Raw genomic sequence first — 23,074 nt, 5'->3', positions numbered from 1 at the left:
TTTTTATGGTATTGGATTGGCAGGTGCTTTAATCTAAATACTGTAAATATAAACAGATAAGGAAGCATTCATGACGGCACAACAGCCTGTCAATCAACAAGATTTTTCGCTTGTTGAGCAATTCTTAGATGCGATGTGGATGGAGCGTGGTCTATCAGAGAACACGTTGGCTTCCTACCGAAACGATTTAATGAAGCTGCTCGTGTGGATGGAAAAACATCGATACCGTCTTGATTTTATCAGTTTGTCTGGCTTGCAAGAATATCAAAGCCACCTTGTAGACTTAGATTACAAACAGACGTCCCGTGCGCGTATGTTGTCGGCTATTCGTCGTTTATTTCAATACCTGCATCGTGAGAAGGTGCGTGCTGATGACCCGAGTGCGCTCTTGGTTAGCCCTAAACTGCCACAACGTTTACCCAAAGATATTAGTGAAGAGCAAGTGGACGCGTTGCTCGAAGCGCCAGACCCGAATGACCCTATAGAATTGCGCGATAAAGCGATGCTAGAGCTACTCTACGCGACAGGGTTGCGTGTGACAGAGCTCGTCAGTTTGACCATGGAAAATGTTAGCTTGCGCCAAGGGGTGGTGCGCGTGACTGGTAAAGGTGGTAAAGAACGCCTGGTTCCTATGGGGGAAAACGCGGTCGATTGGATCGAGACGTTCATTCAACAAGGGCGCCCTGCGTTACTTGGTGATACATCATCTGATATTGTTTTTCCTAGTAAACGCGCAAGACAAATGACTCGTCAGACGTTTTGGCACCGTATTAAGTACTATGCTTTGATAGCAGGGATTGACACGGATCAGCTGTCGCCGCACGTACTGCGTCATGCCTTTGCCACGCATTTATTGAACTATGGCGCAGATCTCAGGGTCGTACAGATGCTTTTAGGACATAGTGACTTATCGACCACGCAAATTTATACTCACGTGGCGACTGAACGATTGAAGCAGATCCACAGTCAACACCACCCAAGAGCATAACAATGGTTAGATTCATCCATGTCTTCTTGGAAAAACGATTTTACATTAAGGTGAATTTCATGAGCGTATTACGCCGACTAACTCTGCTGACTTTACCATTTTTTGTTACCGCTTGTGGTGCAGAAGAAAGTCAGGCTCAAACGGAGACTCCTGCGCAACAAGTGGCGCCAGCTGCACAAAGCGGCTTTGATGAAGCAGCATTAAAAACTAAGTTCTCAAAGCTTGGTTTATCTATCGTTGATATTCAACCATCAGACGTCGCTGGCTTATTGGAAATTCAAACCAATGGCGGGATCCTGTTTGCTTCAAATGATGGTAGCCATTTTATCGCCGGTACGCTTTATGCCATTAATGATGATGGCAGTTACAAAGATGTCATAGCAGAGCGTCAAGCGCCGCTTAACGCCGAGAAAATTGCGCAGTTCTCCGATAGCATGATCGAATACAAAGCCGACGATGAAAAGTACGTTGTGACCGTATTCACCGATATCACCTGTGGTTACTGTGTGCGTCTGCATAGCCAAATGCAAGGCTATAATGATCTAGGTATTACAGTGCGTTACATGGCTTACCCTCGCCAAGGTGCAACTGGCCCTGTAGCGGAGCAAATGGCAACGATTTGGTGTGCTGAAGATCCGGCGTCGGCAATGCACAACGCGAAAGTGAATCGTACATTTGATAACCCTGCGAAAGACTTGAAACAGTGTAAAGAAACCATCCAGGCGCATTACAATCTAGGTCGCCAATTGGGTATTTCTGGTACGCCAGCAATCTTCTTACCGAATGGCGAAATGGTTGGTGGCTACCTACCACCTGCAGAGCTATTGAAACGTTTAAAGCAACTATAATCCATTAGGAGCAGAGTCGGCAAAGTTGTCGGCTCTTTTAAGCATGATAGAAATTCAACGACGTCCTGAACCTGATCTTTCCCTTCTTCCTGATTCCATTCCTCCGATTCTTAAACGTATCTACATCAACCGTGGGATAACGGATCTTTCACAATTAGAAACGTCGGCCCGTGGGTTGCATTCATATCAAAAACTCGGGGGGATTGAGCAAGCTGTCGATCTTTTGTTTCAGGCGATAAAAGAACAAAAACGCATCATCGTTGTCGGTGATTTTGACGCTGATGGCGCGACAAGCTCAGCATTATCAGTGCTCGCGCTGCGTATGCTTGGTAGTCACAATGTGGATTACCTAGTGCCAAATCGTTTTGAAGACGGTTATGGGTTAAGCCCAGAAGTCGTTGACCAAGCCTTAGAGCTTGGCGCTGAGATGATCATGACGGTGGATAACGGCGTCTCATCAATCGAAGGCGTGCGTTACGCAAAAGAAAATGGCATTACTGTGCTTGTTACCGATCACCACTTGCCAGGACAAGTGTTGCCTGATGTGGATGCAATGGTGAACCCAAACCTTGAGAGCTGTAGCTTTCCATCTAAAGCGCTTGCGGGTGTAGGGGTCGCGTTTTATCTCATGATGGCACTATGCGTTCATATGCGAAAACACAATTGGTTTGCAGAACAGGGGATGCAAGAGCCCAAATTGATGGAACTGATTGACCTTGTTGCACTGGGTACCGTCGCCGACGTCGTTCCATTGGATGAAAACAACCGCATTCTTGTACACCAAGGTTTGCAACGTATTCGTGCTGGCAAAGCGCGTCCCGGCATCCAAGCATTAATTGAGGTCGCGAAGCGCGATGCGCGTCGTTTAGTTGCGTCCGATTTTGGCTTTGCTTTAGGTCCACGTATTAATGCTGCAGGTCGTCTTGATGACATGTCTTTCGGTGTTGAACTGCTGATGTGTAACAACATCCACGCTGCTCGTCGCATGGCAAGTGAATTGGATGGCTTGAACCAAACACGTAAAGAGATTGAAGAAGGCATGAAGCAAGAAGCGATGGCTTTCTGTGAGCGCCTTCAGTTTGGTGAAGGCAATGAGCTTCCTTATGGCCTAGCCTTGTTCCAACGTGATTGGCATCAAGGTGTGATTGGTATTTTGGCTTCGCGTATTAAAGAGAAGTTTCACCGTCCAGTCATTGCATTTGCTGATGGCGGAGAAGGGACGATTAAAGGCTCGTGTCGTTCTATTCCGGGGCTACACATGCGCGATGCGTTGGATTTCATCGACACGCAAAACCCGGGTTTGATCATCAAGTTTGGTGGACACGCCATGGCAGCAGGCTTAACGATTAAAGAGCAGGATTTTGAGCGTTTCAGTCGTTTGTTTGATGAAGTGGTAAAAAAGGAACTCGATGAAGCGGCGCTAAAAGGCGTGATCATGTCAGATGGTGAACTTAAGCCGGAAGAGTTCTCTATGCATGTTGCTGAACAGCTGCGATCGGGTGGCCCTTTTGGACAAGCTTTCCCAGAGCCAATCTTTGATGGTGAGTTTAAAGTACTGCATCAAAAGCTGGTGGGTGAGAAGCATCTTAAATTGATGTTAGAGCCGCTTTATAAAGGTCACCCTACCAATGTGATGATCGACGGCATTGCATTCAATGTTGATCTACGCCGATGGCCAGATGCATCGGTTAAAACAGTACGTCTCGCGTATAAGCTGGATGTGAATGAATTTCGTGGTAATCAATCATTGCAATTGATGATCGATCATATCGAAGCTAAGTAATACCTAGATTAACCTTTCTTATAGAGTACGGTTGCCCCGAAGTGGGTGTAAAATTTTATGACCGTGCTCTCTCTCACCGCAATCTGATTTCTCATCCGAAATTTTCCTGTATCTCGGTCACATTTTTCAGTAGAATTTCTCGGTTAAATTCTATTCTAAAATGTTGAGTAAACATGTTTGAAATCAATCCAATTAAAAACCGTCTGCAGGACGTGTCTCAGCGCACAAATGTCCTGAGGGGGTATCTTTGACTATGACGCGAAGAAAGAGCGTCTAGAAGAAGTCAACGCAGAACTTGAACAACCAGATGTATGGAACGAACCTGAGCGTGCGCAAGCACTGGGTAAAGAGCGTGCATCACTAGAAGCGGTTGTTGAAACCATTGATCAACTAGAGCAAGGTGTGGAAGATGTAGAAGGTCTTCTTGAGCTGGCTGTAGAAGAAGAAGATCAAGAAACATTTGACGAAATTGAACCAGAACTTGCTGAGTTGGAAGAGAAGCTAGAAAAGCTTGAATTCCGTCGTATGTTCTCTGGCGACCACGATAGCTCTGATTGTTACATCGATTTGCAAGCTGGCTCTGGTGGTACAGAAGCACAAGACTGGACTAACATGCTGCTGCGTATGTACCTACGTTGGGCAGAAGCGAAGGGCTTCAAAGCTGAAGTGATTGAAGTCTCTGAAGGTGAAGTCGCGGGTCTTAAGTCGGCAACAGTTCGCATCTCTGGTGAGTATGCGTACGGTTGGTTACGCACTGAAACGGGCGTTCATCGTCTTGTTCGTAAATCTCCGTTCGATTCAGGCGGTCGTCGCCATACGTCATTTGCTTCTGCGTTCATCTATCCAGAGATTGATGAAAACATCGACATCGACATTAATCCTTCCGACCTACGCATTGACGTTTACCGTGCGTCAGGCGCAGGTGGTCAGCACGTAAACACCACAGAATCTGCGGTACGTATTACGCACGTACCTACGAACACAGTGGTTCAGTGTCAGAATGACCGTTCTCAACATAAGAACAAAGATCAGGCAATGAAACAGCTTCGAGCGAAGCTATTTGAGCTTGAATTGCAAAAGCAAAATGCGGAAAAACAAGCTAATGAAGACGCTAAGTCTGACATTGGCTGGGGTAGCCAGATCCGTTCTTACGTATTGGATGACTCACGTATTAAGGACCTCCGTACGGGCATTGAAAACCGTAATACTCAAGCGGTTCTTGATGGCGATCTGGACAAATTTATTGAAGCTAGCCTGAAATCAGGTCTATAAAGCTTTTCACCGACAAAAACAGGATACATCGAAAATGACTGATGCTGTTCAAAACGAAACTGTACTAGAAGAAAATAAGCTGATTGCTGAACGCCGCGCTAAACTGGATGCAATCCGAAAGAGCTGCAAAGCGAACGGCCATCCAAACGACTTCCGTCGTGACGCACTAGCGGGCGACCTTCAGAAAGAGTTCGGTGAAAAGACGAAGGAAGAGCTAGAAGAGCTTAACCACGTAGTAGCAATCGCAGGCCGTATCATGGCTAAACGTGGTCCATTCTTGGTAATTCAAGAAACTTCTGGCCGTATCCAAGCTTATGCTGACAAAGCGGTTCAAAAAGTACTTAAAGAAAAATACCAAGGTCTAGATATCGGTGACATCATCGGTGTTAAAGGTGCACTTCATAAGTCTGGTAAAGGTGACCTATACGTGAACATGGAAGAGTACGAGTTGCTAACCAAAGCACTACGTCCACTTCCAGAGAAGTTCCACGGTCTAACTGACCAAGAGATGCGTTATCGCCAACGTTACGTTGACCTGATCGTTAACGAAGACTCTCGTCAAGCGTTTGTAGTACGTTCTAAAGTAATGTCTGCAATCCGCAACTTCATGATCTCTAAGCAGTTCATGGAAGTTGAAACGCCAATGATGCACGTTATCCCTGGCGGTGCGAGTGCGCGTCCATTTATCACGCACCACAACGCACTAGACATGCCAATGTACCTACGTATCGCGCCAGAGCTATACCTGAAGCGTCTAGTTGTTGGTGGTTTTGATCGCGTATTCGAAATCAACCGTAACTTCCGTAACGAAGGCCTTTCTCCACGCCACAACCCAGAATTCACAATGATGGAATTCTACATGGCGTACGCAGACTACAAAGATCTGATGGACCTAACTGAAGAACTACTAAGCTCAGTGGCGCAAGAAGTTCTAGGTTCAACGTCAATGCCTTACGGTGATGAAACGGTTGAGTTTGGTGGTACTTACACTCGTATGAGCATGTTCGAAGCAATCAAGCACTACAACCCAGACCACGCGCAAATCCAAGCGCTAACAGAAGAAGACCTACAAAACCGTGATCTAATGGTTTCTATCGCGAAATCTGTTCACGTTGAAGTAGAACCTTTCTGGACATGTGGTCAGCTTCTTGAAGAGATCTTTGGTGAAACAGCAGAACCTAAGCTAATGCAGCCTACGTTCATCACTGGTTACCCAGCAGATATTTCTCCACTAGCTCGTCGTAGCGACGATAACCCGTTCTTTACAGACCGCTTTGAGTTCTTTATCGGTGGCCGTGAAGTAGCGAACGGTTTCTCAGAGCTTAACGATGCTGAAGACCAAGATGCACGCTTTAAAGCACAGGTTGAAGCGAAAGAGTCTGGTGACGACGAAGCAATGTTCTACGATGCAGACTACATCACTGCTCTAGAGCACGGCCTACCGCCAACAGCAGGCCAAGGTATCGGTATCGACCGTTTGGTTATGCTACTGACTAACACGCACACTATCCGTGACGTGATCCTATTCCCTGCAATGCGCCCGCAAGCGTAATTCGATAGGATGAGTAAAAAACCACCTTCGGGTGGTTTTTTTTGCCTTTTAGTTAAGTTAATTCAAGTTGTTGCATTTGCTTTTTAATGGGATATGCAAATAAACATTCGCCAAATCTCAATCTATTGCATAGTCTTAATACTGAGACAGACGTGAGGGGGCGGAGTCTCGATAATGTTACCCGCTCGCAAAGATAAGTTTGTGGCACAAAATTTCTATTAACAATGAAAAAGGGTTAGAGAATGGCTGGGCAGTTTAAGATGGATTCCATCCCGGGATCGCTTGTGGTAGTTGGCGGTACTTATGAGCCTTGGTTATCGGTACTGGAGCAAGTGGGCTGGAAGTGTCACCAAGTAGGTGACTTACGCAAAGCTAATACGCTGTTAGAAGATATTGGACCATGTATCGGTATTGTTGATCTCAGCCATGACGAGTTCAGCTTGAATGGTTTGGCGAACTTAGTCAGCTCTCACAAACACGTACGTTGGTTAGCGTTTATTCGTGAATCTCAGCTTGGCACTGACACCATATGCCAGTTCATTGTTAACTTTTGTATCGATTTTTTCACAGCGCCGATCCCAGATGCACAGTTATTAAGCACAATAGGTCACCAGCTTGGCATGCTTAAGTTGGAGAAAAAAGTTTGGCCTAGTTTTGGTAGCAGTTTAGATATGGGTTTGATCGGTGAATCTATCCCGATGAAACGTTTACGCGATCAAGTGAAGCGCATTGGTCCAACGGACGTCAGTATTCTGATTTCTGGGGAAAGTGGGACTGGTAAAGAGGCGGTTGCTAGGGCCATCCATAAAGTCTCTTCACGCTCTCATAAACCGTTTATGGCAATTAACTGTCGCGCACTCAATGAACAACGTTTCCAAGCTGAAGTATTTGGTATTAACGCCGATGAAGATATGGAAGCATGCCTGCTTGAACAAACAGATGGCGGCACCGTGTTGTTTAACGACATTCTTACCATTTCAAAAGAGCAGCAAATGAATCTGCTGAGATTCTTGCAAGAAGGCACCATTGATACCAAAGATGGCGTAAAAGCGGTTAACGTGCGTATTCTTGCTGCTAACTCGTCAGATGTTGAAAAAGCTTTGATTGACGGTGACTTCAATGAAGAGCTTTACCATTACATCAACGTTTTGCGCATCAATGTCCCTAGCTTGAAAGAACGTGCGAGTGACATCGCATTGCTGGCTCGTTTCTACTTACAAGAGTTCTCAAAAGAGTACAACTCGCAAGCAAAAAGCTTTTCTGAGGATGCATTCAAGGCACTGACACGTTATTTCTGGCCTGGAAATGTGCGTGAGCTGATGAACCAAGTGAAGCGAGCGGTATTAATGTCCGACAGCGTAATGATTGAAGAGCATCACTTAGATTTACCTCAACGTAATGACTCAAAGCGCAGCTTGAAATCAATCCGAGAGAAGAGTGAACGTGATGCGTTGCTGGTTGTTTTGGAATCTCATTCTGGTCAAGTTTCAAATGCGGCGAAAGAGCTCGGAGTTTCGCGTGCAACCATGTATCGACTACTTAATAAACATAACTTGATTTCCGAACAAGCCATGTAGTTGGCCTTTCCCTGTGTTAAATAGGCGAATAAATACAATAAAAGAGAGTGGCCACAGAGCCGCTCTTTTTATTTTTGTTTGGTTTGATTTATAAAATCCGCAAATTTATATATTCCTCAGGTGAATATGTTATACGTAAAAGTATATGAAACTAAATTGCGGTGTATTGATTTGTTTTTAATCAAAAAGGCAAAAAATGTTTGATATATATCCATCAAAGCTTACAATTTAACCGTAACTCAATGAGTTATACCTTTCATAAACGGATTAATTTTTAGCTAGGAGGCGCAAGATGAAACATTACGTTGTTAACACCACTGCTTGCGCTGATCGTATGCCTATCGCTCCGATAACCCTTAAATCGGATGATACCAATACCACTGGCTCACAAGATAAAAATTAATCCGTAACCTATCATATTTATTACTAGGCTGCGGAAAAGTAGCGGCTTAGTATCAACAGAATATTTCTGTTCATTTTACGCACTATTTTTCCCAGTCGAATACATCGATAATCGGAGAAAATATTATGCGTCACTCTATTTACCTACAATTGGCCACTTTGCTATTGAAAGCAGACCTTAAACGCGAAGAAAAGCAATGGCAGCGCACCATACGCCGAACTGCTCATGATATTCCATGGACGAATGTTCATCTATTGAGAGATATTGGTTTAGATCGCGATGGTCGTTCTACACGTGCCAATGTTCCGGATGCAGTAAAAGTTGAACGTCGAGTTCGTCACCTTCGTCGAGTCTTAACGTCGCGAATAATGACGTAATCGTTAGCGTGTTGGGCTGACTGAGTTGCTAACGAGTCATTCAACACGCTTAACTTTTTATATGAAGTATGACTTCATTGGATAAACAGCTGATCTTGAAGATCAGCTGTTTTCGTTTGAAGGTGGTACTGTTAAGGGCAAGGATTCGAGTAAGTTGTACCTATTGCTTGAATTTCAGTAAGTAGTTCGTCGCTAAGTTGCAAATCAATACTGTCGATATTGGCTTTTAATTGGTCTAGGTTTGTTGCTCCGATAATGTTAGAAGCAACAAATGGACGCTGATTGACAAACGCGAGCGCCATTTGTGCAGGGTTTAGACCATGCTCTTGAGCTAAATTGACGTAAGCTTCGGTCGCTTTAACACCTTGCGGAGTGAAGTAGCGCGCAAAACGCTCCCACTTAGTGCATCGAGCGCCTTCAGGTTTTGCCCCGTTTAGGTATTTACCACTCAGGCAGCCAAATGCCAAAGGAGAGTAGGCAAGTAACTGAACGCCTTCGTAATGGCTGATTTCAGACAAGCCAACTTCGAAGCTGCGGTTCAATAAGTTATATGGGTTTTGAATGGAGACAATTCTTGGCAAATCGTGTTTTTCTGCCAAACGCAATAGCGACATCACACCCCACGGCGTCTCGTTGGATACGCCGATATAGCGCACTTTACCTGCATTCACTAATTCAGTAAGCGCTTCCAACGTTTCAATTAACGTGACTTCTTCTTGTTTGTCAGGGTATGGGTAGTTGAGTTGACCAAAGCAGTTGGTTTGACGCTGCGGCCAATGTAGTTGGTACAAATCGACATAATCGGTTTGTAGACGATTAAGGCTGTCATCAATTGCTGTATGGATGTGGCGACGATTAAGGCTCATGTTGTCTCTAATGTGAGGAACATTGCGAGGGCCTGCCACTTTTGTTGCCAGTACTACTTTCTCTCTTTTGCCGCTTTTTGCTAACCAATTACCGATGTATTGCTCGGTGAGCCCTTGTGTTTCCGAGTTTGGCGGTACAGGGTACATCTCTGCGGTATCGATGAAGTTCACCCCATGATCGAGGGCAAAGTCGAGCTGTTCAAAGGCGTCCTTTTCTGTGTTTTGCTCGCCAAACGTCATAGTGCCGAGGCAGATTTTACTGATCTCAAGTGATGAGTGCGGTAGTTTTGTGTATTGCATATCACGTCCTTGAAGAGTTACCGACTAAATAAGTGACTCCAATATAGGGGATTTTTAGCCGCAATCGCAAATGATTTACGTATAAAGGGAGAGCAAACTCGAAAGCTACAGTTAGCCTAACTACACTTAAATAATCGTGTGAAGGAGGTATGTTATGCAGAAGCATCAATTGGACATGTGGCTACATGGTCCACATAAAGATACTTATAAAACTCCCAAAGTATTTGTGATTGGGTGTTCTGATGTCTCTGACTATCTTTTAGCTGTGGAGTACAAGCATCAACTTGAGCCGATTAAAGACGGTGAAGACCCGATACATTTTGGCTCTCTAGACTTAGTAAAAGAAGAATTATTGAGGCTAGGGGTCGATAAAGCGTATTTAAGGCTGCGTAATGCGTATGACGAATGTGGCACTGAAGAGGCAGCCTCGTACTGCGATATTGAGTTATCGCTCGTGACGCACTAAATAGCTGATATAGTTTTATTCTGGTTGAGTGTTAATGTAGTGCTTGAGTAAGATCTGTTCAGTAAACTGTGTTCTAAGGTAAAAGCCTCGGGGCAGAGTTTTCATCGGCTTACCATTTGAGTTATATGCTTCGGTGAGCGCTTTTGCATTTGCGGCTTTAGGGCGAAGATGCAGCGCTTCTCCGTGTCTGGCGGAAATTTGATCAAATCTTCCCAAGACGATCATCTCCATTAACTCTTCCCAGTCATTTCGCAAAATCCGTTCTTCTTCTTCATCTGGTGACCAAATGAGTGGACTGCCCACACGTCTTTCAGCGAGTGGGATTTCTCGTTCTCCTTCTACGGGTACCCAAAGCACACGAGATAGCTTGTTTCGAACATGACTTGTTTCCCATGTAAGACCATGAACACCAGTGAGGGGGGCCACAGAAACAAAGGTTGTTTCTAAAGGTTTGCCAGAGTAACTGATCGGAATACTTTTCAACTCGATCCCTAGTTTTGCGAAATCTTGTTGAGGTTTACTGCCAGCTGGAGCGCCCAAGTGCCATTCGAGTAATTGACCCACCCAACCTTTATCACGTTTTAAGTTTTCAGGAACAATCATATTCGCCTCGGCGGCCAACTCAGCAAAACTGAGTCCTGCCATATCATGCGCTCGTTCCAATAGCTCTGCTTCTGTTTGTGGTTCTGGTTTCATAGTTACAAGGTGGTATTACAAAAAATATAGTTTATCAAACTCCGACCAAATCTACTGTTTAAGATTTCACCGAGGCGGTGTAAGAACGATCAATTCATAACTTATCCACAGCTGGAGGAGGTATTGATAAGATCCTGACGAGGTCTGTATGAATAAACAGGGGTTAAAATGCATTTTTGGGGTTGATTTTGTTGTAATCATCTAAACGAATAGCAGGTAAGTGTGGATAAATAGCCTGTTGGTGGATCTTTGACCGATCTGAGTTTGGTGAAAAGATCATCAAGAAATTGAAGATCGAATTATCGTTATTTTTAAAAATAAATACCTTTTTATCAATGCTTTATGTTTGTTTTTTTGTTTATTCATTTGATGGGATTGAACTGAATTACTCATTTGAATTGAATTCTTCACAAAGTTATTCACAGAAAAGGTGAATAAATGTGGGCAATGTCTCACTCTTGTGTTGATAAGGTATGGTTTGATTAAAAGATATCCAAAAATGCTGAAAAGGTAATAAATCTTGCTCATATCACATCAGTAAGTTTGCTAGTAATGGGGATATGTGGAAAAATCACGGTAATAAAAAATTTATTCATAGAGGTTAGCCAGTGATAGATGGCGATGGTTACCGACTTAATGTTGGTATTGTGATATGTAATAACCATGGTCAGGTCTTCTGGGCTAAACGATACGGGCAACACTCATGGCAATTTCCACAAGGTGGGATTGACGAAGGTGAAACCCCTGAACAAGCCATGTTCAGGGAGTTATACGAAGAAGTCGGTTTAACGAAAAAAGACGTTAAGATCATTGCAACAAGTCGTCATTGGTTAAGATATAAGCTACCAAAGCGATTGGTGCGTTGGGACTCCAAGCCTGTTTGTATCGGCCAAAAACAGAAATGGTTTCTGCTGAGATTAGAATGCGATGAGTCTCGCATTAATATGCAACGCGGAAAATCCCCTGAATTTGATGGTTGGCGCTGGGTAAGTTACTGGTATCCAGTTAGGCAAGTTGTTTCTTTCAAGCGAGATGTTTATCGACGAGCGATGAAAGAATTTGCATCCTTAGCCATGCCTTTTCGAGAGAGAAAAGCGAAAGGGAAAAGAAAAAAGCAACGTAGAGGATAATCATGCTCAGTCAGCTAAGGGAAATAGTTGAGAAAGTCTCCAGGGTCGATGATGTGCATCTGGCACTCGATATATTGGTGAAAGAGACTTGTGCTGCCCTTAGTACTGAGTGCTGTACTATCTATCTTGCTAATGAAGAAATGCAGCGCCTTGAGTTAATGGCAACTCAAGGCCTTATTTTTGAAGGTGATAGTATTCATATCAACTTCAATGAAGGCTTGGTTGGGTTGGTAAAACGAAGCGCTGAACCCCTTAACCTTGCCGAAGCCTCAAAACACCCCGAGTTCAAATTCTTTCCTCAACTCGGCGAACAGATTTACCACTCTTTTTTAGCTACTCCAATCATTCATCGTAAACAAGTTTTAGGTGTGTTGGTGATCCAACAAAAAACGCCGCGCTTGTTTAGTGAAATGGAAGAATCGTTTCTTGTTACCTTATCCGCTCAGTTAGCGGTGCTCATTGCACATGCGCAGAATCTTGGGCATTGGCAGTTAGCATCTAAACCCACGGTATTAAAAGGTTTGCCTGCGTCTACTGGTGTCGCGATTGGAGAGTTTTGGTTCGACAATACCCAGCCGAGTTTATCGGATATTTTCCCTTCGTCCACGTTAGATAAGGAACGCGAGCACGAGACACTACTGGTGGCCATAGAGCGAGCGTTAAATGACTTTCGCCGCATGCGGAAAAAACTGGACAGTGAAATCAACAAAGATGCGCTGGCGATCTTCGATCTGTTTACTCACTTACTGAATGATCCGATGCTTCGCGGTGATTTGAAGAAGCAGATTGAAAAAGGAGATAGGGCAGACTGGGCGTTACGCCAAGTTGTAGAGTCATACTCGAATCGATTTGCAAGAATGTCGGATGTATACATGCGTGAAAGAGCGCAAGATATCCGAGAGTTAGGGCAAAGGCTGCTCTATTTTCTGCACAACAGTGAGCAAGAAAATTCTGCAATTGATCGTCCCATTATTTTGGTGGCGAACGAACTCACTGCCACCTTGCTCGCTTCTGTACCTAAAGAGTTTTTGTTAGCCGTCGTATCATTAGAGGGAGGCGCAAACTCTCACGCTGCCATTTTATCTCGAGCTCTTGGGGTCCCTGCAGTCATGGGCGCCAACATTAATCCGGATGTGGTGAATGGCAAACTCGGGATAGTCGACGGCTATACGGGTGAGATCTTCTTAGAGCCAAACCGCCAGTTGTTGCGAGAGTATCGCAGCTTAGTAAGCGAAGAGTCTGAACTGTTTGCCATGGTAAACAAGGACCTCGCACTCCCTGCGGTTACGCAAGATAATCACCATATCGAAATTATGCTGAATGCGGGACTCAGTGCAGACAGTAATATTGCCATCAACACAGGTGTTGATGGTGTTGGGTTGTACCGAACTGAGATTGCATTTTTACTTCAGCATCACTTTCCTTCGGAAGATGAGCAGTATCATCAATACCAAGCAATACTTAACAGCTATCCGAATCAACGAGTAGTGATGCGTACTTTGGATATTGGTGGTGACAAACCTTTGCCGTATTTGCCCATCGAAGAAGATAATCCGTTTCTAGGCTGGCGTGGCATTCGTTTTACATTGGATCATCCAGACATTTTCTTGATCCAGCTGCGTGCAATGTTAAGAGCGAGTGCAGAAAGCGGAAACTTAAGTATCTTATTGCCAATGGTGTCAGGGGTAAAAGAGCTAGACGATGCCATTAGCTTGATTAATCAAGCTCACAGCGAAGCCGTTTTGCTTGATGATAGAATTCAATTCCCACAAATTGGGGTCATGATTGAAGTACCATCGATGGTGTATCTGTTGCCAACGATTGCTCACCGTGTTGATTTTGTTTCTGTCGGGACAAACGATTTAACTCAGTATTTATTAGCGGTAGATAGGAACAATTCGCGCGTAGCGGATGTCTATGAATCTATGCATCCTGCGGTACTGTTAGCGCTTAAGCAAATCCATGAGGTGTGTGATAAATATCAGGTGCCCGTGTGTATTTGTGGTGAGCTAGCGGGTGATCCATTTGGCGCTCTTCTCTTACTTGGGTTAGGGTATACCAGTTTGAGTATGAACACCTCCAACGTGGCTAAGGTGAAATATTTGATTCGTCATAGTCAACAAGAAGAATTAGAAAAATTAGCGGAGCAAGCAATGACAAAGTCCTATGGGGAGGACATTCATCAAATGATGCATGACTTCTTCATTCAACAGGGCTTTGCGGGCTTTATCCGTGCAGGTAAAAAGTAGGAAATCGTGACCGTCTCTTTATTTTTGTTATTGTTGGCGCTAGGCGCTTTTGTGGGTGTGATGGCGGGGTTACTCGGTATCGGTGGTGGTTTGATTGTTGTTCCTGCCTTGTTGTATTTGCTTCCTCTTGCTGGGATCTCTCCAGAAATGAGTATGCACATGGCCTTAGCCACTTCGTTAGCGAGTATTATTGTCACGTCTGGCTCATCGGCGATGAATCACCTTAAGCTCGGCAATGTCGATATGTTTGTCGTAAAATGGTTGATGCCTGGTGTGGTCATTGGTGGCTTTGTTGGTGCCAATATTGCTGAGTGGATCCCTACACACTATTTGCCGAAAGTGTTTGGTGTCATTGTTCTTTGCCTGTCAGTACAAATGTTTCGTTCCATTAAAGTTACGAGCAGTAAACCTATGCCGAGCAGCCCTGTGACTGTAGTTTACGGCACGGGAATTGGTGTCGTATCAAGCCTTGCTGGTATTGGTGGTGGCTCACTGTCGGTACCATTTTTAAATAAACATGGGATAGAGATGCGTAAAGCGGTGGGCTCATCCTCCGTTTGTGGTTGCGTGATTGCTATTTCTGGTATGATCGGCTTCATCTTACATGGCTATAAAGTGGAAGGCTTACCTTCATACAGTATTGGCTATGTTTATCTTCCCGCTTTATTAGCGATTGCTATGGCCTCGATGCTCACAACAAAAGTGGGTGCGAAGCTCGCAACTAACCTTCCAACTGCGGTATTAAAAAAGATATTCGCGGTGTTCTTAATGTTTGTTGCAGCGACCATGCTGCTCTAAGTTTGTACCCAAGTCATTCTCGCTGAACCAAGCATCTAGAGGTTACTTGGGTATATTTATTTTGTTGTGATAAGAAGAGAATGATTTATGTCTCAGGGATATATTGAATTTCCCAATATTGATCCGGTTTTAATCTCTATTGGTCCTGTTTCGGTTCGTTGGTACGGTTTGATGTACCTTGTTGGCTTTATGTTTGCTCTATGGTTAGCGAACCGACGTGCGGATAAGCCTGGAAGTGGTTGGACACGAGAGCAGGTTTCTGATTTGTTGTTCGCAGGCTTCCTTGGCGTGGTGATTGGTGGCCGTGTAGGCTACGTGCTTTTCTACAATTTTGAGCTCTTCCTGGCTGACCCTTTGTATCTATTTAAAGTGTGGACCGGTGGTATGTCTTTCCACGGGGGCTTACTGGGTGTGATTACTGCGATGTTCTGGTATGCACACAAAAACGGGCGAACTTTCTTCGGTGTTGCTGACTTTATCGCGCCGCTTGTGCCATTTGGTTTGGGTATGGGGCGTTTAGGTAACTTCATGAACAGCGAGTTGTGGGGCCGAGTAACGGATGTGCCTTGGGCGATCGTTTTCCCAAATGGCGGTCCACTGCCACGTCATCCATCACAGCTTTATGAAATGGCGCTTGAAGGTATCGTCCTTTTCTTCATTTTGAATTGGTTCATCAAGAAACCTCGTCCTCTAGGTTCTGTTTCAGGACTCTTTCTTGCGGGTTACGGAACCTTCCGTTTCCTAGTAGAATACGTGCGCGAACCAGACGCTCATTTGGGGTTATTCGGTGGCTTTATTTCCATGGGACAGATTTTATCCCTGCCAATGGTGGTTATCGGTGTCCTCATGATGGTTTGGGCATACAAACGTGGTCATTACAAAGACGAATTACCACAAAAGACGAAGTAAGGTATTGGTGTGAAACAGTATTTAGATTTGTGTCAACGCATCGTTGACCAAGGTGTTTGGGTTGAAAATGAGCGTACAGGCAAGCGCTGCCTGACCGTAATCAACGCGGATTTAACCTACGATGTTGCGAACAATCAATTTCCGTTGGTCACCACACGTAAAAGTTTTTGGAAAGCGGCCGTTGCAGAGCTATTAGGGTATATTCGTGGTTACGATAATGCGGAAGATTTTCGTAAGCTGGGCACGAAAACCTGGGATGCCAATGCCAACCTAAATGATGCCTGGTTGAATAACCCATACCGTAAAGGCGAAGACGACATGGGCCGTGTCTATGGAGTTTTTGCCTTTTTCCCAATGTTGTCTATATTGTTCTATAGGATTGAAATTATAGGACATTGTGGTGCAAATGGAGCAGCTATCAAAACGGACAATTGTCCATAATAAAAACAAACTCCTCTTTTTGAACATTGAGGAGTCTGACCATGTTCTTCTTCAGACTCTTTCCCCTCTCATCGAACAGCTAAACAATGGTAAATCATCGATTGTTTTTTATGCAAAATTAATGTACGTCTATTCCGATGTGTTTGATGACCGTGTAAGTGAAACATCGATAAAATTAGGGCATGTTACCGACTTTCTTGGGCGATTTCTTAAGAGCATTAAAGATGGGATTTTGGTCGATGTAAGCCCTGCAACCTTCGATGGATATCTCAATTTTTCACGAAAATGCTTAAGATTTTTGTCATCAAAATTTGGCATTGGTGATTATCATAAGAAAAAGCGATTAATTGATATATATATACCGTTTGACGCTGTTGATTTGCCCACTATAGATAGTGATAAAGCGGACTATTATAGTTGGTGGGTAATAAAATCTAAAAGTGGTAAAGAGAGGTTCCTAGATCTTACTTATATATGGAAAAATGAAGGCGCTGATGCCGCTAGACAACTAGAAAAATATACGAACAGTGTTTTAGGTGGATTTAAAGCATTAGAGAATCATCTCCCCTTATTTTCAGCATATTTTTTATATCTATCTTCAGTCGAAGGTTTAAATTATTTTGATTTAAAAAGTAATTCGGATGTTTCAGATGATATTTGGCGTGGATTCTGTGCTCATTTTTTTAAAAAAAATGTAGAATCTGGTAATTGCCTTATGACAACGAAGAAACGTTGGAATGACGGTTCTCCAGCTCTTTTCTACACTTTATTTGAAACAGGCTTCTTTGCTAGACCTAATATAGATATTACATATATACCTACAGAGTATAAGACAGGTTCAGAAGCAAAGATAAAGAAAATAAAAGATGCGCCTACAGGGGAAATAATTCAGGTTAAAGAAAAATTGCTTACTGATGTCCCGATTTATTTGACTGATGATGAGGCTATAGAATCTATATTCGATGATATAGAAGATGATTATAACATTGTAATAAATTGGGCTAAAAATCAATTCAATGATTTATGGGCAAGATATTCAGATAACAATCATAAGTTTAAATTTGAGGATATTGAGTTATCCAGAGATGAATTTCGCGTCAAATATCGACTTAATTGCTATGAAAGATTGATAGATTCTAATGGAAATATTCGTAAGGTTTATAGTAGTAAAACATCATTGGCTGAAAGTTTTGGAATGCCGACATCGTATTTCGAAATTCCAATATCAATACTCCTGATAAAAGAACACAATGATATAACGGATAGCTTCTTATACAACCTTGATTTATATGATAAGAACGGGCATAGAGTTGGATTTTATAAGCTTGATAATAATTATTATCTTCAGGGATATAAATTACGTAAAAATGGACGCAAAGCTGAACAAACCATCAAATTAAATTCTGTTTCAAAAGAGCTAGTTGAAAAGCTATTGGTTATCACCTCTAGACCAAGAGAATATTTAAAGAAGAAAGGGGATGATAACTATAGAAAATTATTTATTAATACTGGTCAAGCATTTTTTCATCCAAGACCATGTGTGAGTGGTTCTACTTCATTATCTGAAAAATATATTAAATCTCGATTCGAACAGCTAAAAAATGCACATGCCAATAAAAGTGAAGAGGCTCTGAATAATCTAAATAAAAACCTTACTTTAACTAGGTTTAGAGCATCATGTGCTGTTGTAGGCTATTTGAAAGATAAAGATGTATCATTAATGGCTAAAAATCTAGGGCATGACAAATATAGACAAGACTTGCTTTCTCATTATTTACCCGACCCAATATTGAAGTATTTTCAATCTCGTTGGATTCGAATATTTCAAAAGGGAATTATTTGTGAAGCAATGAAAGATAATAAAAACCTTCTTAAGGCGTCTTGCTTTAATAATATAAAAGAGCTTGAGAGGTTTTTATTCAATCATTCCTTAAAAATTGAAAAAAGTGATAGTAAAGATTTTGCAGAAAACGATGCGAAAGGTAAAGTTCTTGTCGGTATAAATGTTGAAGTTTTAAAGGTTCTTTTAGCGATTCAAAATGGGACTATTGAAGACGACAAGTTATCTATCAAAGATAGTTATTATCTCAGCCTTAGTGAACTTATAATGGAAGATATAAGAAACTCAGATGATGTTCTTCTAAAAAGCTACTTAGACACGGCAGAGAAAGAGATGGAAAAATAGTTAAGGGCTTGACATGAATTTACATGATGACTTGGGTTTTCTTAATAATATTTTTGAATCAGGTGTTGAGCGGTTCAAGAAACATCCTTACCTTAAAAGCGAATTTATAGAAAATATTTGGCGGTTTGACACTTCTACTTCAACAGGAAAGTTTGTCACGGAAGTAGACTTTAATATCACATTACCCAATGGAGAGTTGCTAACTAGCGAAAGTCATGGTTCATTGCTAAATACGTTTAAGATGTGGATAATAGCATACCTATCTACTAATAGTAGCGGGAAGCTAATTGTAAAGCCATCCCCAATAACTACAAGAGATAAACTTCCTTACATCTGTAAAATAATTGATTATTTCATTCTAAGAGATGGATATATTAAAATATCAGAATATGGTTTAAGAATATTATCTGAAGATGATGTGATACAATTGTTCTCGATTTTATCTTCCTCAAAAGATACATATGAGACCATATACAACTTTAAAGATAGAGCGTTGTCATATATTTATTTTAATGCTGTAAATTCTATTCGTAATAATAGTGCCGATAGGTCTGATATTAGCTATGATTTACTTACTGGTAAAAATTCTTATGCATTTGATTTGATTGATAGTAAATATGTAGATAATTTATCTATTATGAGAAGTTGGTTACTATCTAACGACTTTTTTAGAGAAGATACAAAAACTAGCGCCGATTATAAATATGTTTTAAAAGTGTCAAAGTTAGGAAGGGAGTTGCTTGGTTCAAAAACCATTTGGGGAGGGAAGATTAGTAAATCGGGAGATTGGGTTGAAGCTTTTCATCTAGTTGATAAATCGCCATATCATATTGAGTATAGAAGGATTAATGTTCAAGATACCCCAGAAGATGAGTTAATATCTAAAACGGCTTTTATTAATTTTCGTTCTGCTTGGCAATCATTAAAGTTGTTATCTAGCCATGACTTTAGAAAGAATGGAATCTACGTACCTGAAGATAATATAATTGATTGTGTGGATTTTTCTCGTGTTAAAGTTAAGAACTCAGGAAGGTTTAAAAGTATTCCATTTCCTATTGTATTTAATATGATCGAGAAATGCATCGATTTTCATTTAAATTACGGTGAAGAGTTAGTCTCATCATACGATAGTGTGGTTAGGCTAGTAGCTAGTCGAGATTATGATAAAGCACTTAGTAAAAGTTCTTCAGAAGATAGAACTCGGCTCAGAGAGTTCATATCGGATAGAGAGTTCATAACTTGCATTCATCCTAAAATAAAAGAGCTAGGTTGTAATCAATTCGGAAGAGGTCAGAGGTGGACTGCGAAAGAGTTGAGGGAGAACAAAAGTTTAATTGATTTAATATCGGTATACTTTGGGCTAGTGGCCATTATATTTGGAGCTTTAGCCGCAAGGAGAGTTGGTGAATATCTATCCATCAAGCATGGTAGTGCATTTGATAAAAAAAATCGTTATGTGATATTTGATAGAGAAAAAGCGACTCAAAATTTAGGAGGATTACGGGATAAAATTGCTCGCCCAATGGATGAGCTATGTATTTCTATGCTTGAAAATTTGGAGCGAATCCAAAAAGTACTAATTGATTGTGGATACTTATCTAGTATCCCTCATATTTTCTCCTATCCGTATATTAATCCTGTCAGAATTTCTGAGGCAAATTTTTATAATTCTTTATATCAAGCGATGGATAAGGCTTGTGACTATTTTGAAACAGAAGTAGTAGATGGACTGCGATATTATCTACGTCCGCATCAACTAAGACGATTTTTCGTTCAACTTTACGTATGGTCTTCAGGTGAATCCCAACAGGGGCTAGATGTTTTACGTTGGTTTTTAGGGCAGACAGATATAGAACATCTCCACCGTTATATTACAGAGTCAGTTACAGGTGAGGTGTTACGTGATGTGGAGGTTCAGTATGTTTCAGAACACATTGATAGCTTTCCAAAGCTCAAGTCATATATATGTCAAAAATACAATGTAAATAATGTGGAGTTACTTGATTCAGAGGAGCTTGAAGATTATATAAATTACCAAGCATCAAAAGGATCGATTATATTTGATTATGAGTTTATAACTGATTTTGAAGGGAAAAAGCATAAACTATTAGTTAAAATAGTTGGTGAAAATGATGAATAAGCTATCAGAGAAAAAAGTTAATTCGTTAAAAAATATTGAATTGATTTTAAAAGATATCATTAAAGAACCAGAGAAATATCATGAATCTACATATCTCATTAAATCTTTAGAGTCCCAAGGCGGTCTGGCTAGATTTGAAGGCCATATTGTTATTAATGGGGAAAGGTTAGAAGTATCACCTTCTTCAATTAATACTCAAAAGAGACAAGCAAAAATATTATTTTCTGAAGGTTATCAGTATATAAATCGTTTGAGGATCAGTGCATTAGAAACCTTGAACACATCTCCAAGTGTAGAAAAAAAAGAGAACAGAAGAACTAAACAAGGTCTATATAATGCATTGAAATCAAGGGATAATTTGGTCGATTTGTACAAAGAAGAGCATTTGGTATGGATTCAGATAATCGATAGAGCTAAATCTGAAATCCTATCTATTTCTAAAATAGATGACCAAAAACTTAGGGAACATCGAGCTAAAAATGCAGTTAAAAAGTTAAATTCGACATTATCTCTATTAGATATTTTTCCTGAAGATAGTGATAAGGAAAATAATGTTTCTGAAATTTAGAGGTGTCTATGTCTAAAGTTCAGTTGTGGCAAATTATACCAGAGTATCGGAACATCCATTTTGTTGGAAGGGATTTACAACCTGTAGTAAAAGTGATCAAAAATTTCCCTTTTATGACATTACCAAGTGGGAAGGCCTGCGTTGCTGCAAATAAGTATTTAATAAAAGTATCTGAAAGAAAATCGGAAGGTACAGTTAAGCAATATGCATCTTCAATAAGTGCATTAGTTAGATATTGCTATGAGCATAAAGTAGATTTTATTGACTTAACTTCCGATCATTTTTCTGAACTCATGCAGATTCAAAGAGATGAGAAAACCAACTCTTTAACGCCCAAAAGAGTCAGTAATACTTTAATTTCAAACGCTAGGCGTTGGCTTGATTTTCTTGATTTTATAGCGAAGGAGAATGATGACTCAACATTTTTACCAGCTAGGATATTGGCGAGCAAAAGGGTCAGAAATGTCAGGAAGGGTAAAACTATAGTTAAACAAGAAGTATGGTGGCATTGCTCATTTGATACACCTAGTCCTCTGAAAAAAAGAAAACCAATCTCAAAAGCATCGATTGATGCATTACGTTCTGCAATTATCAATGTAACGTCAGATAAAGCACTAATTAGGCGTAGAGAAGCTTTATTAAGAGGTCTTGAATCAACTGGAGGAAGAGTTGCGGAGCTTGTAGAGTTGAAAGTTGAAGATGTTTTAAAAGCTGAGGAAATGAAGAACCCCATGCTTAAATTAATAACGAAAAAAAACGACTCTGGATATAGATTTATACCAATCTTACATCAAGACTTAAGAGCATTAATTAAATATATAGAAATACACAGAAGCAAGTTAATCGAAGATACGATTGGAGAGTCAAATGATCATGGATTTGTTTTTATAAGTGTAAAAACAGGCATAAAATTAACAGCAAAATATTTAAGCGATGAAGTGGGAAATTTGAGAAGAGCGGCTGGGATTGAAGAAAAAGCCTGTGCTCAAATGTTTAGACATAGATTTATAACTAAATTGTTTATTTCTTTGATAAAGGAATTTAATGCTTCAAACAAGTCAGAATTAAAGCTCGCTCTACTTGATGGTAGTATATTTAAGAAGAAAGTCCAGCAATATACTAACCATAAGAGTTTGGATAGCCTTGATCATTATATTGATCTCGCATTTGCGGAATTGGTAGATGTCGATGGTGTTGAAAATAGAGTTCGTCAAAGAATGGCATATGAAGCTTTCGATAGGGGGCTAGATGAACTTGAATCTAAATTAAAAGATGGAATGGTAGTGTCAGAGTATCTGGAAGAACTACAAAGCCTCAGGACGGCAATGCAGAAAGATCTAGATGCTTTATCGGGCTAAGTATGGGGTAGACAGCCCAGCAACTGTTGTGCAGTAAGTCTGCACTAAACTAAACATATCTGTATTCCAATGGCCTCTCGATTAAATCCGATTGATTGAACCATCTTTCTGCCCCGTTTCTACTTAGACTAAAAACTTATTCATATGTTGTTCATCTCTTTTTGCCTT

The 23,074-nt window shown here is 41.3% G+C and carries 18 protein-coding genes and 1 pseudogene; 17 read left to right on the top strand and 2 right to left on the bottom strand.

Annotation, left to right across the window (positions count from 1 at the left end):
- Positions 1–70: 70 nt before the first annotated feature.
- The 7 genes from xerD to J4N40_RS14015 all read left to right on the top strand — a co-directional run bounded on the left by xerD (position 71) and on the right by J4N40_RS14015 (position 8,800).
- Entirely contained in the window at positions 71–988 is a 918-nt protein-coding gene (gene xerD, locus J4N40_RS14045) for a site-specific tyrosine recombinase XerD (RefSeq protein ID WP_005381788.1), read from the top strand.
- A 59-nt stretch (positions 989–1,047) separates the two neighbouring features.
- On the top strand, positions 1,048–1,836 hold the full coding sequence (gene dsbC, locus J4N40_RS14040; RefSeq protein ID WP_005381786.1) for a bifunctional protein-disulfide isomerase/oxidoreductase DsbC: 789 nt from the start codon (positions 1,048–1,050) through the stop codon (positions 1,834–1,836).
- A 43-nt stretch (positions 1,837–1,879) separates the two neighbouring features.
- Entirely contained in the window at positions 1,880–3,619 is a 1,740-nt protein-coding gene (gene recJ, locus J4N40_RS14035) for a single-stranded-DNA-specific exonuclease RecJ (protein WP_017821504.1), read from the top strand.
- Positions 3,620–3,792: 173 nt separating this feature from the next.
- A protein-coding gene (gene prfB, locus J4N40_RS14030) for a peptide chain release factor 2 (RefSeq protein WP_100068604.1) occupies positions 3,793–4,891 on the top strand; the annotation gives its coding sequence in 2 pieces (ribosomal slippage) (positions 3,793–3,867 and positions 3,869–4,891; 1,098 coding nt in all).
- 34 nt (positions 4,892–4,925) lie between these two features.
- On the top strand, positions 4,926–6,443 hold the full coding sequence (lysS, locus tag J4N40_RS14025; protein WP_005382861.1) for a lysine--tRNA ligase: 1,518 nt from the start codon (positions 4,926–4,928) through the stop codon (positions 6,441–6,443).
- 242 nt (positions 6,444–6,685) lie between these two features.
- Positions 6,686–8,020 (top strand): cyclic-di-GMP-binding transcriptional regulator VpsR, encoded by a 1,335-nt coding sequence (vpsR, locus tag J4N40_RS14020; protein WP_250654284.1) that lies wholly within the window; start codon positions 6,686–6,688, stop codon positions 8,018–8,020.
- A gap of 528 nt (positions 8,021–8,548) precedes the next feature.
- Positions 8,549–8,800: a hypothetical protein gene (locus J4N40_RS14015; protein ID WP_005381776.1), complete on the top strand. Its 252-nt coding sequence runs from the start codon at positions 8,549–8,551 to the stop codon at positions 8,798–8,800.
- Between the two features lie 131 nt (positions 8,801–8,931).
- Here the strand turns inward: J4N40_RS14015 and J4N40_RS14010 are convergent, their stop codons facing one another.
- Entirely contained in the window at positions 8,932–9,966 is a 1,035-nt protein-coding gene (locus J4N40_RS14010) for an NADP(H)-dependent aldo-keto reductase (protein ID WP_005381774.1), read from the bottom strand.
- Positions 9,967–10,120: 154 nt separating this feature from the next.
- Between J4N40_RS14010 and J4N40_RS14005 the strand changes: the two genes are divergently transcribed.
- On the top strand, positions 10,121–10,432 hold the full coding sequence (locus J4N40_RS14005) for a DUF6482 family protein (protein WP_005381772.1): 312 nt from the start codon (positions 10,121–10,123) through the stop codon (positions 10,430–10,432).
- Positions 10,433–10,447: 15 nt separating this feature from the next.
- On the opposite strand, the gene mutH is transcribed toward J4N40_RS14005, so the two are convergent.
- On the bottom strand, positions 10,448–11,128 hold the full coding sequence (gene mutH / locus J4N40_RS14000; protein WP_017821501.1) for a DNA mismatch repair endonuclease MutH: 681 nt from the start codon (positions 11,126–11,128) through the stop codon (positions 10,448–10,450).
- A gap of 608 nt (positions 11,129–11,736) precedes the next feature.
- Between mutH and rppH the strand changes: the two genes are divergently transcribed.
- The 9 genes and pseudogenes from rppH (at position 11,737) to J4N40_RS13955 (ending at position 22,906) form a co-directional block, all read left to right on the top strand.
- Positions 11,737–12,258 (top strand): RNA pyrophosphohydrolase, encoded by a 522-nt coding sequence (rppH, locus tag J4N40_RS13995; protein WP_005381953.1) that lies wholly within the window; start codon positions 11,737–11,739, stop codon positions 12,256–12,258.
- Between the two features lie 2 nt (positions 12,259–12,260).
- A complete protein-coding gene (gene ptsP / locus J4N40_RS13990) occupies positions 12,261–14,507 on the top strand; it encodes a phosphoenolpyruvate--protein phosphotransferase (RefSeq protein WP_104975865.1) in 2,247 nt (748 codons plus the stop codon).
- Between the two features lie 6 nt (positions 14,508–14,513).
- Positions 14,514–15,305, top strand: a complete 792-nt coding sequence (locus tag J4N40_RS13985) for a sulfite exporter TauE/SafE family protein (RefSeq protein WP_005385965.1) — start codon at positions 14,514–14,516, stop codon at positions 15,303–15,305.
- Between the two features lie 87 nt (positions 15,306–15,392).
- The gene (gene lgt / locus J4N40_RS13980; protein WP_005381948.1) at positions 15,393–16,214 is read left to right on the top strand and encodes a prolipoprotein diacylglyceryl transferase; all 822 of its coding nucleotides are present in this window, start codon (positions 15,393–15,395) and stop codon (positions 16,212–16,214) included.
- Between the two features lie 9 nt (positions 16,215–16,223).
- Positions 16,224–16,553: pseudogene (locus J4N40_RS13975) on the top strand (thymidylate synthase); the annotation flags it as partial.
- Between the two features lie 67 nt (positions 16,554–16,620).
- Positions 16,621–18,840: a hypothetical protein gene (locus J4N40_RS13970; RefSeq protein WP_020196722.1), complete on the top strand. Its 2,220-nt coding sequence runs from the start codon at positions 16,621–16,623 to the stop codon at positions 18,838–18,840.
- Positions 18,841–18,853: 13 nt separating this feature from the next.
- Positions 18,854–20,980, top strand: coding sequence for a site-specific integrase (locus tag J4N40_RS13965; protein WP_020196721.1), 2,127 nt, complete (start codon positions 18,854–18,856; stop codon positions 20,978–20,980).
- Positions 20,970–21,548 carry a hypothetical protein gene (locus J4N40_RS13960; RefSeq protein ID WP_115385741.1) on the top strand — a complete coding sequence of 193 codons (579 nt, stop codon included), beginning with the start codon at positions 20,970–20,972 and terminating at the stop codon, positions 21,546–21,548. Before J4N40_RS13965 ends, J4N40_RS13960 begins: the two co-directional genes overlap by 11 nt.
- An 8-nt stretch (positions 21,549–21,556) precedes the next feature.
- Positions 21,557–22,906, top strand: coding sequence for a tyrosine-type recombinase/integrase (locus J4N40_RS13955; RefSeq protein WP_020196719.1), 1,350 nt, complete (start codon positions 21,557–21,559; stop codon positions 22,904–22,906).
- Positions 22,907–23,074: the final 168 nt, after the last annotated feature.

Source organism: Vibrio sp. SCSIO 43097, assembly GCF_023650755.1.
Classification (GTDB): Bacteria; Pseudomonadota; Gammaproteobacteria; order Enterobacterales; family Vibrionaceae; genus Vibrio; species Vibrio alginolyticus.
This window is presented reverse-complemented; position numbering and strand designations above follow the sequence as displayed.

Bases quoted from the DNA above. Each gene is read 5' to 3' on its own strand.
- xerD (WP_005381788.1), top strand. From the start codon at position 71: ATGACGGCACAACAGCCTGTCAATCAACAAGATTTTTCGCTTGTTGAG.
- dsbC (WP_005381786.1), top strand. From the start codon at position 1,048: ATGAGCGTATTACGCCGACTAACTCTGCTGACTTTACCATTTTTTGTT.
- recJ (WP_017821504.1), top strand. From the start codon at position 1,880: ATGATAGAAATTCAACGACGTCCTGAACCTGATCTTTCCCTTCTTCCT.
- lysS (WP_005382861.1), top strand. From the start codon at position 4,926: ATGACTGATGCTGTTCAAAACGAAACTGTACTAGAAGAAAATAAGCTG.
- vpsR (WP_250654284.1), top strand. From the start codon at position 6,686: ATGGCTGGGCAGTTTAAGATGGATTCCATCCCGGGATCGCTTGTGGTA.
- J4N40_RS14015 (WP_005381776.1), top strand. From the start codon at position 8,549: ATGCGTCACTCTATTTACCTACAATTGGCCACTTTGCTATTGAAAGCA.
- J4N40_RS14010 (WP_005381774.1), bottom strand. From the start codon at position 9,966: ATGCAATACACAAAACTACCGCACTCATCACTTGAGATCAGTAAAATC.
- J4N40_RS14005 (WP_005381772.1), top strand. From the start codon at position 10,121: ATGCAGAAGCATCAATTGGACATGTGGCTACATGGTCCACATAAAGAT.
- mutH (WP_017821501.1), bottom strand. From the start codon at position 11,128: ATGAAACCAGAACCACAAACAGAAGCAGAGCTATTGGAACGAGCGCAT.
- ptsP (WP_104975865.1), top strand. From the start codon at position 12,261: ATGCTCAGTCAGCTAAGGGAAATAGTTGAGAAAGTCTCCAGGGTCGAT.
- lgt (WP_005381948.1), top strand. From the start codon at position 15,393: ATGTCTCAGGGATATATTGAATTTCCCAATATTGATCCGGTTTTAATC.
- J4N40_RS13970 (WP_020196722.1), top strand. From the start codon at position 16,621: ATGGAGCAGCTATCAAAACGGACAATTGTCCATAATAAAAACAAACTC.
- J4N40_RS13965 (WP_020196721.1), top strand. From the start codon at position 18,854: ATGAATTTACATGATGACTTGGGTTTTCTTAATAATATTTTTGAATCA.
- J4N40_RS13960 (WP_115385741.1), top strand. From the start codon at position 20,970: ATGATGAATAAGCTATCAGAGAAAAAAGTTAATTCGTTAAAAAATATT.
- J4N40_RS13955 (WP_020196719.1), top strand. From the start codon at position 21,557: ATGTCTAAAGTTCAGTTGTGGCAAATTATACCAGAGTATCGGAACATC.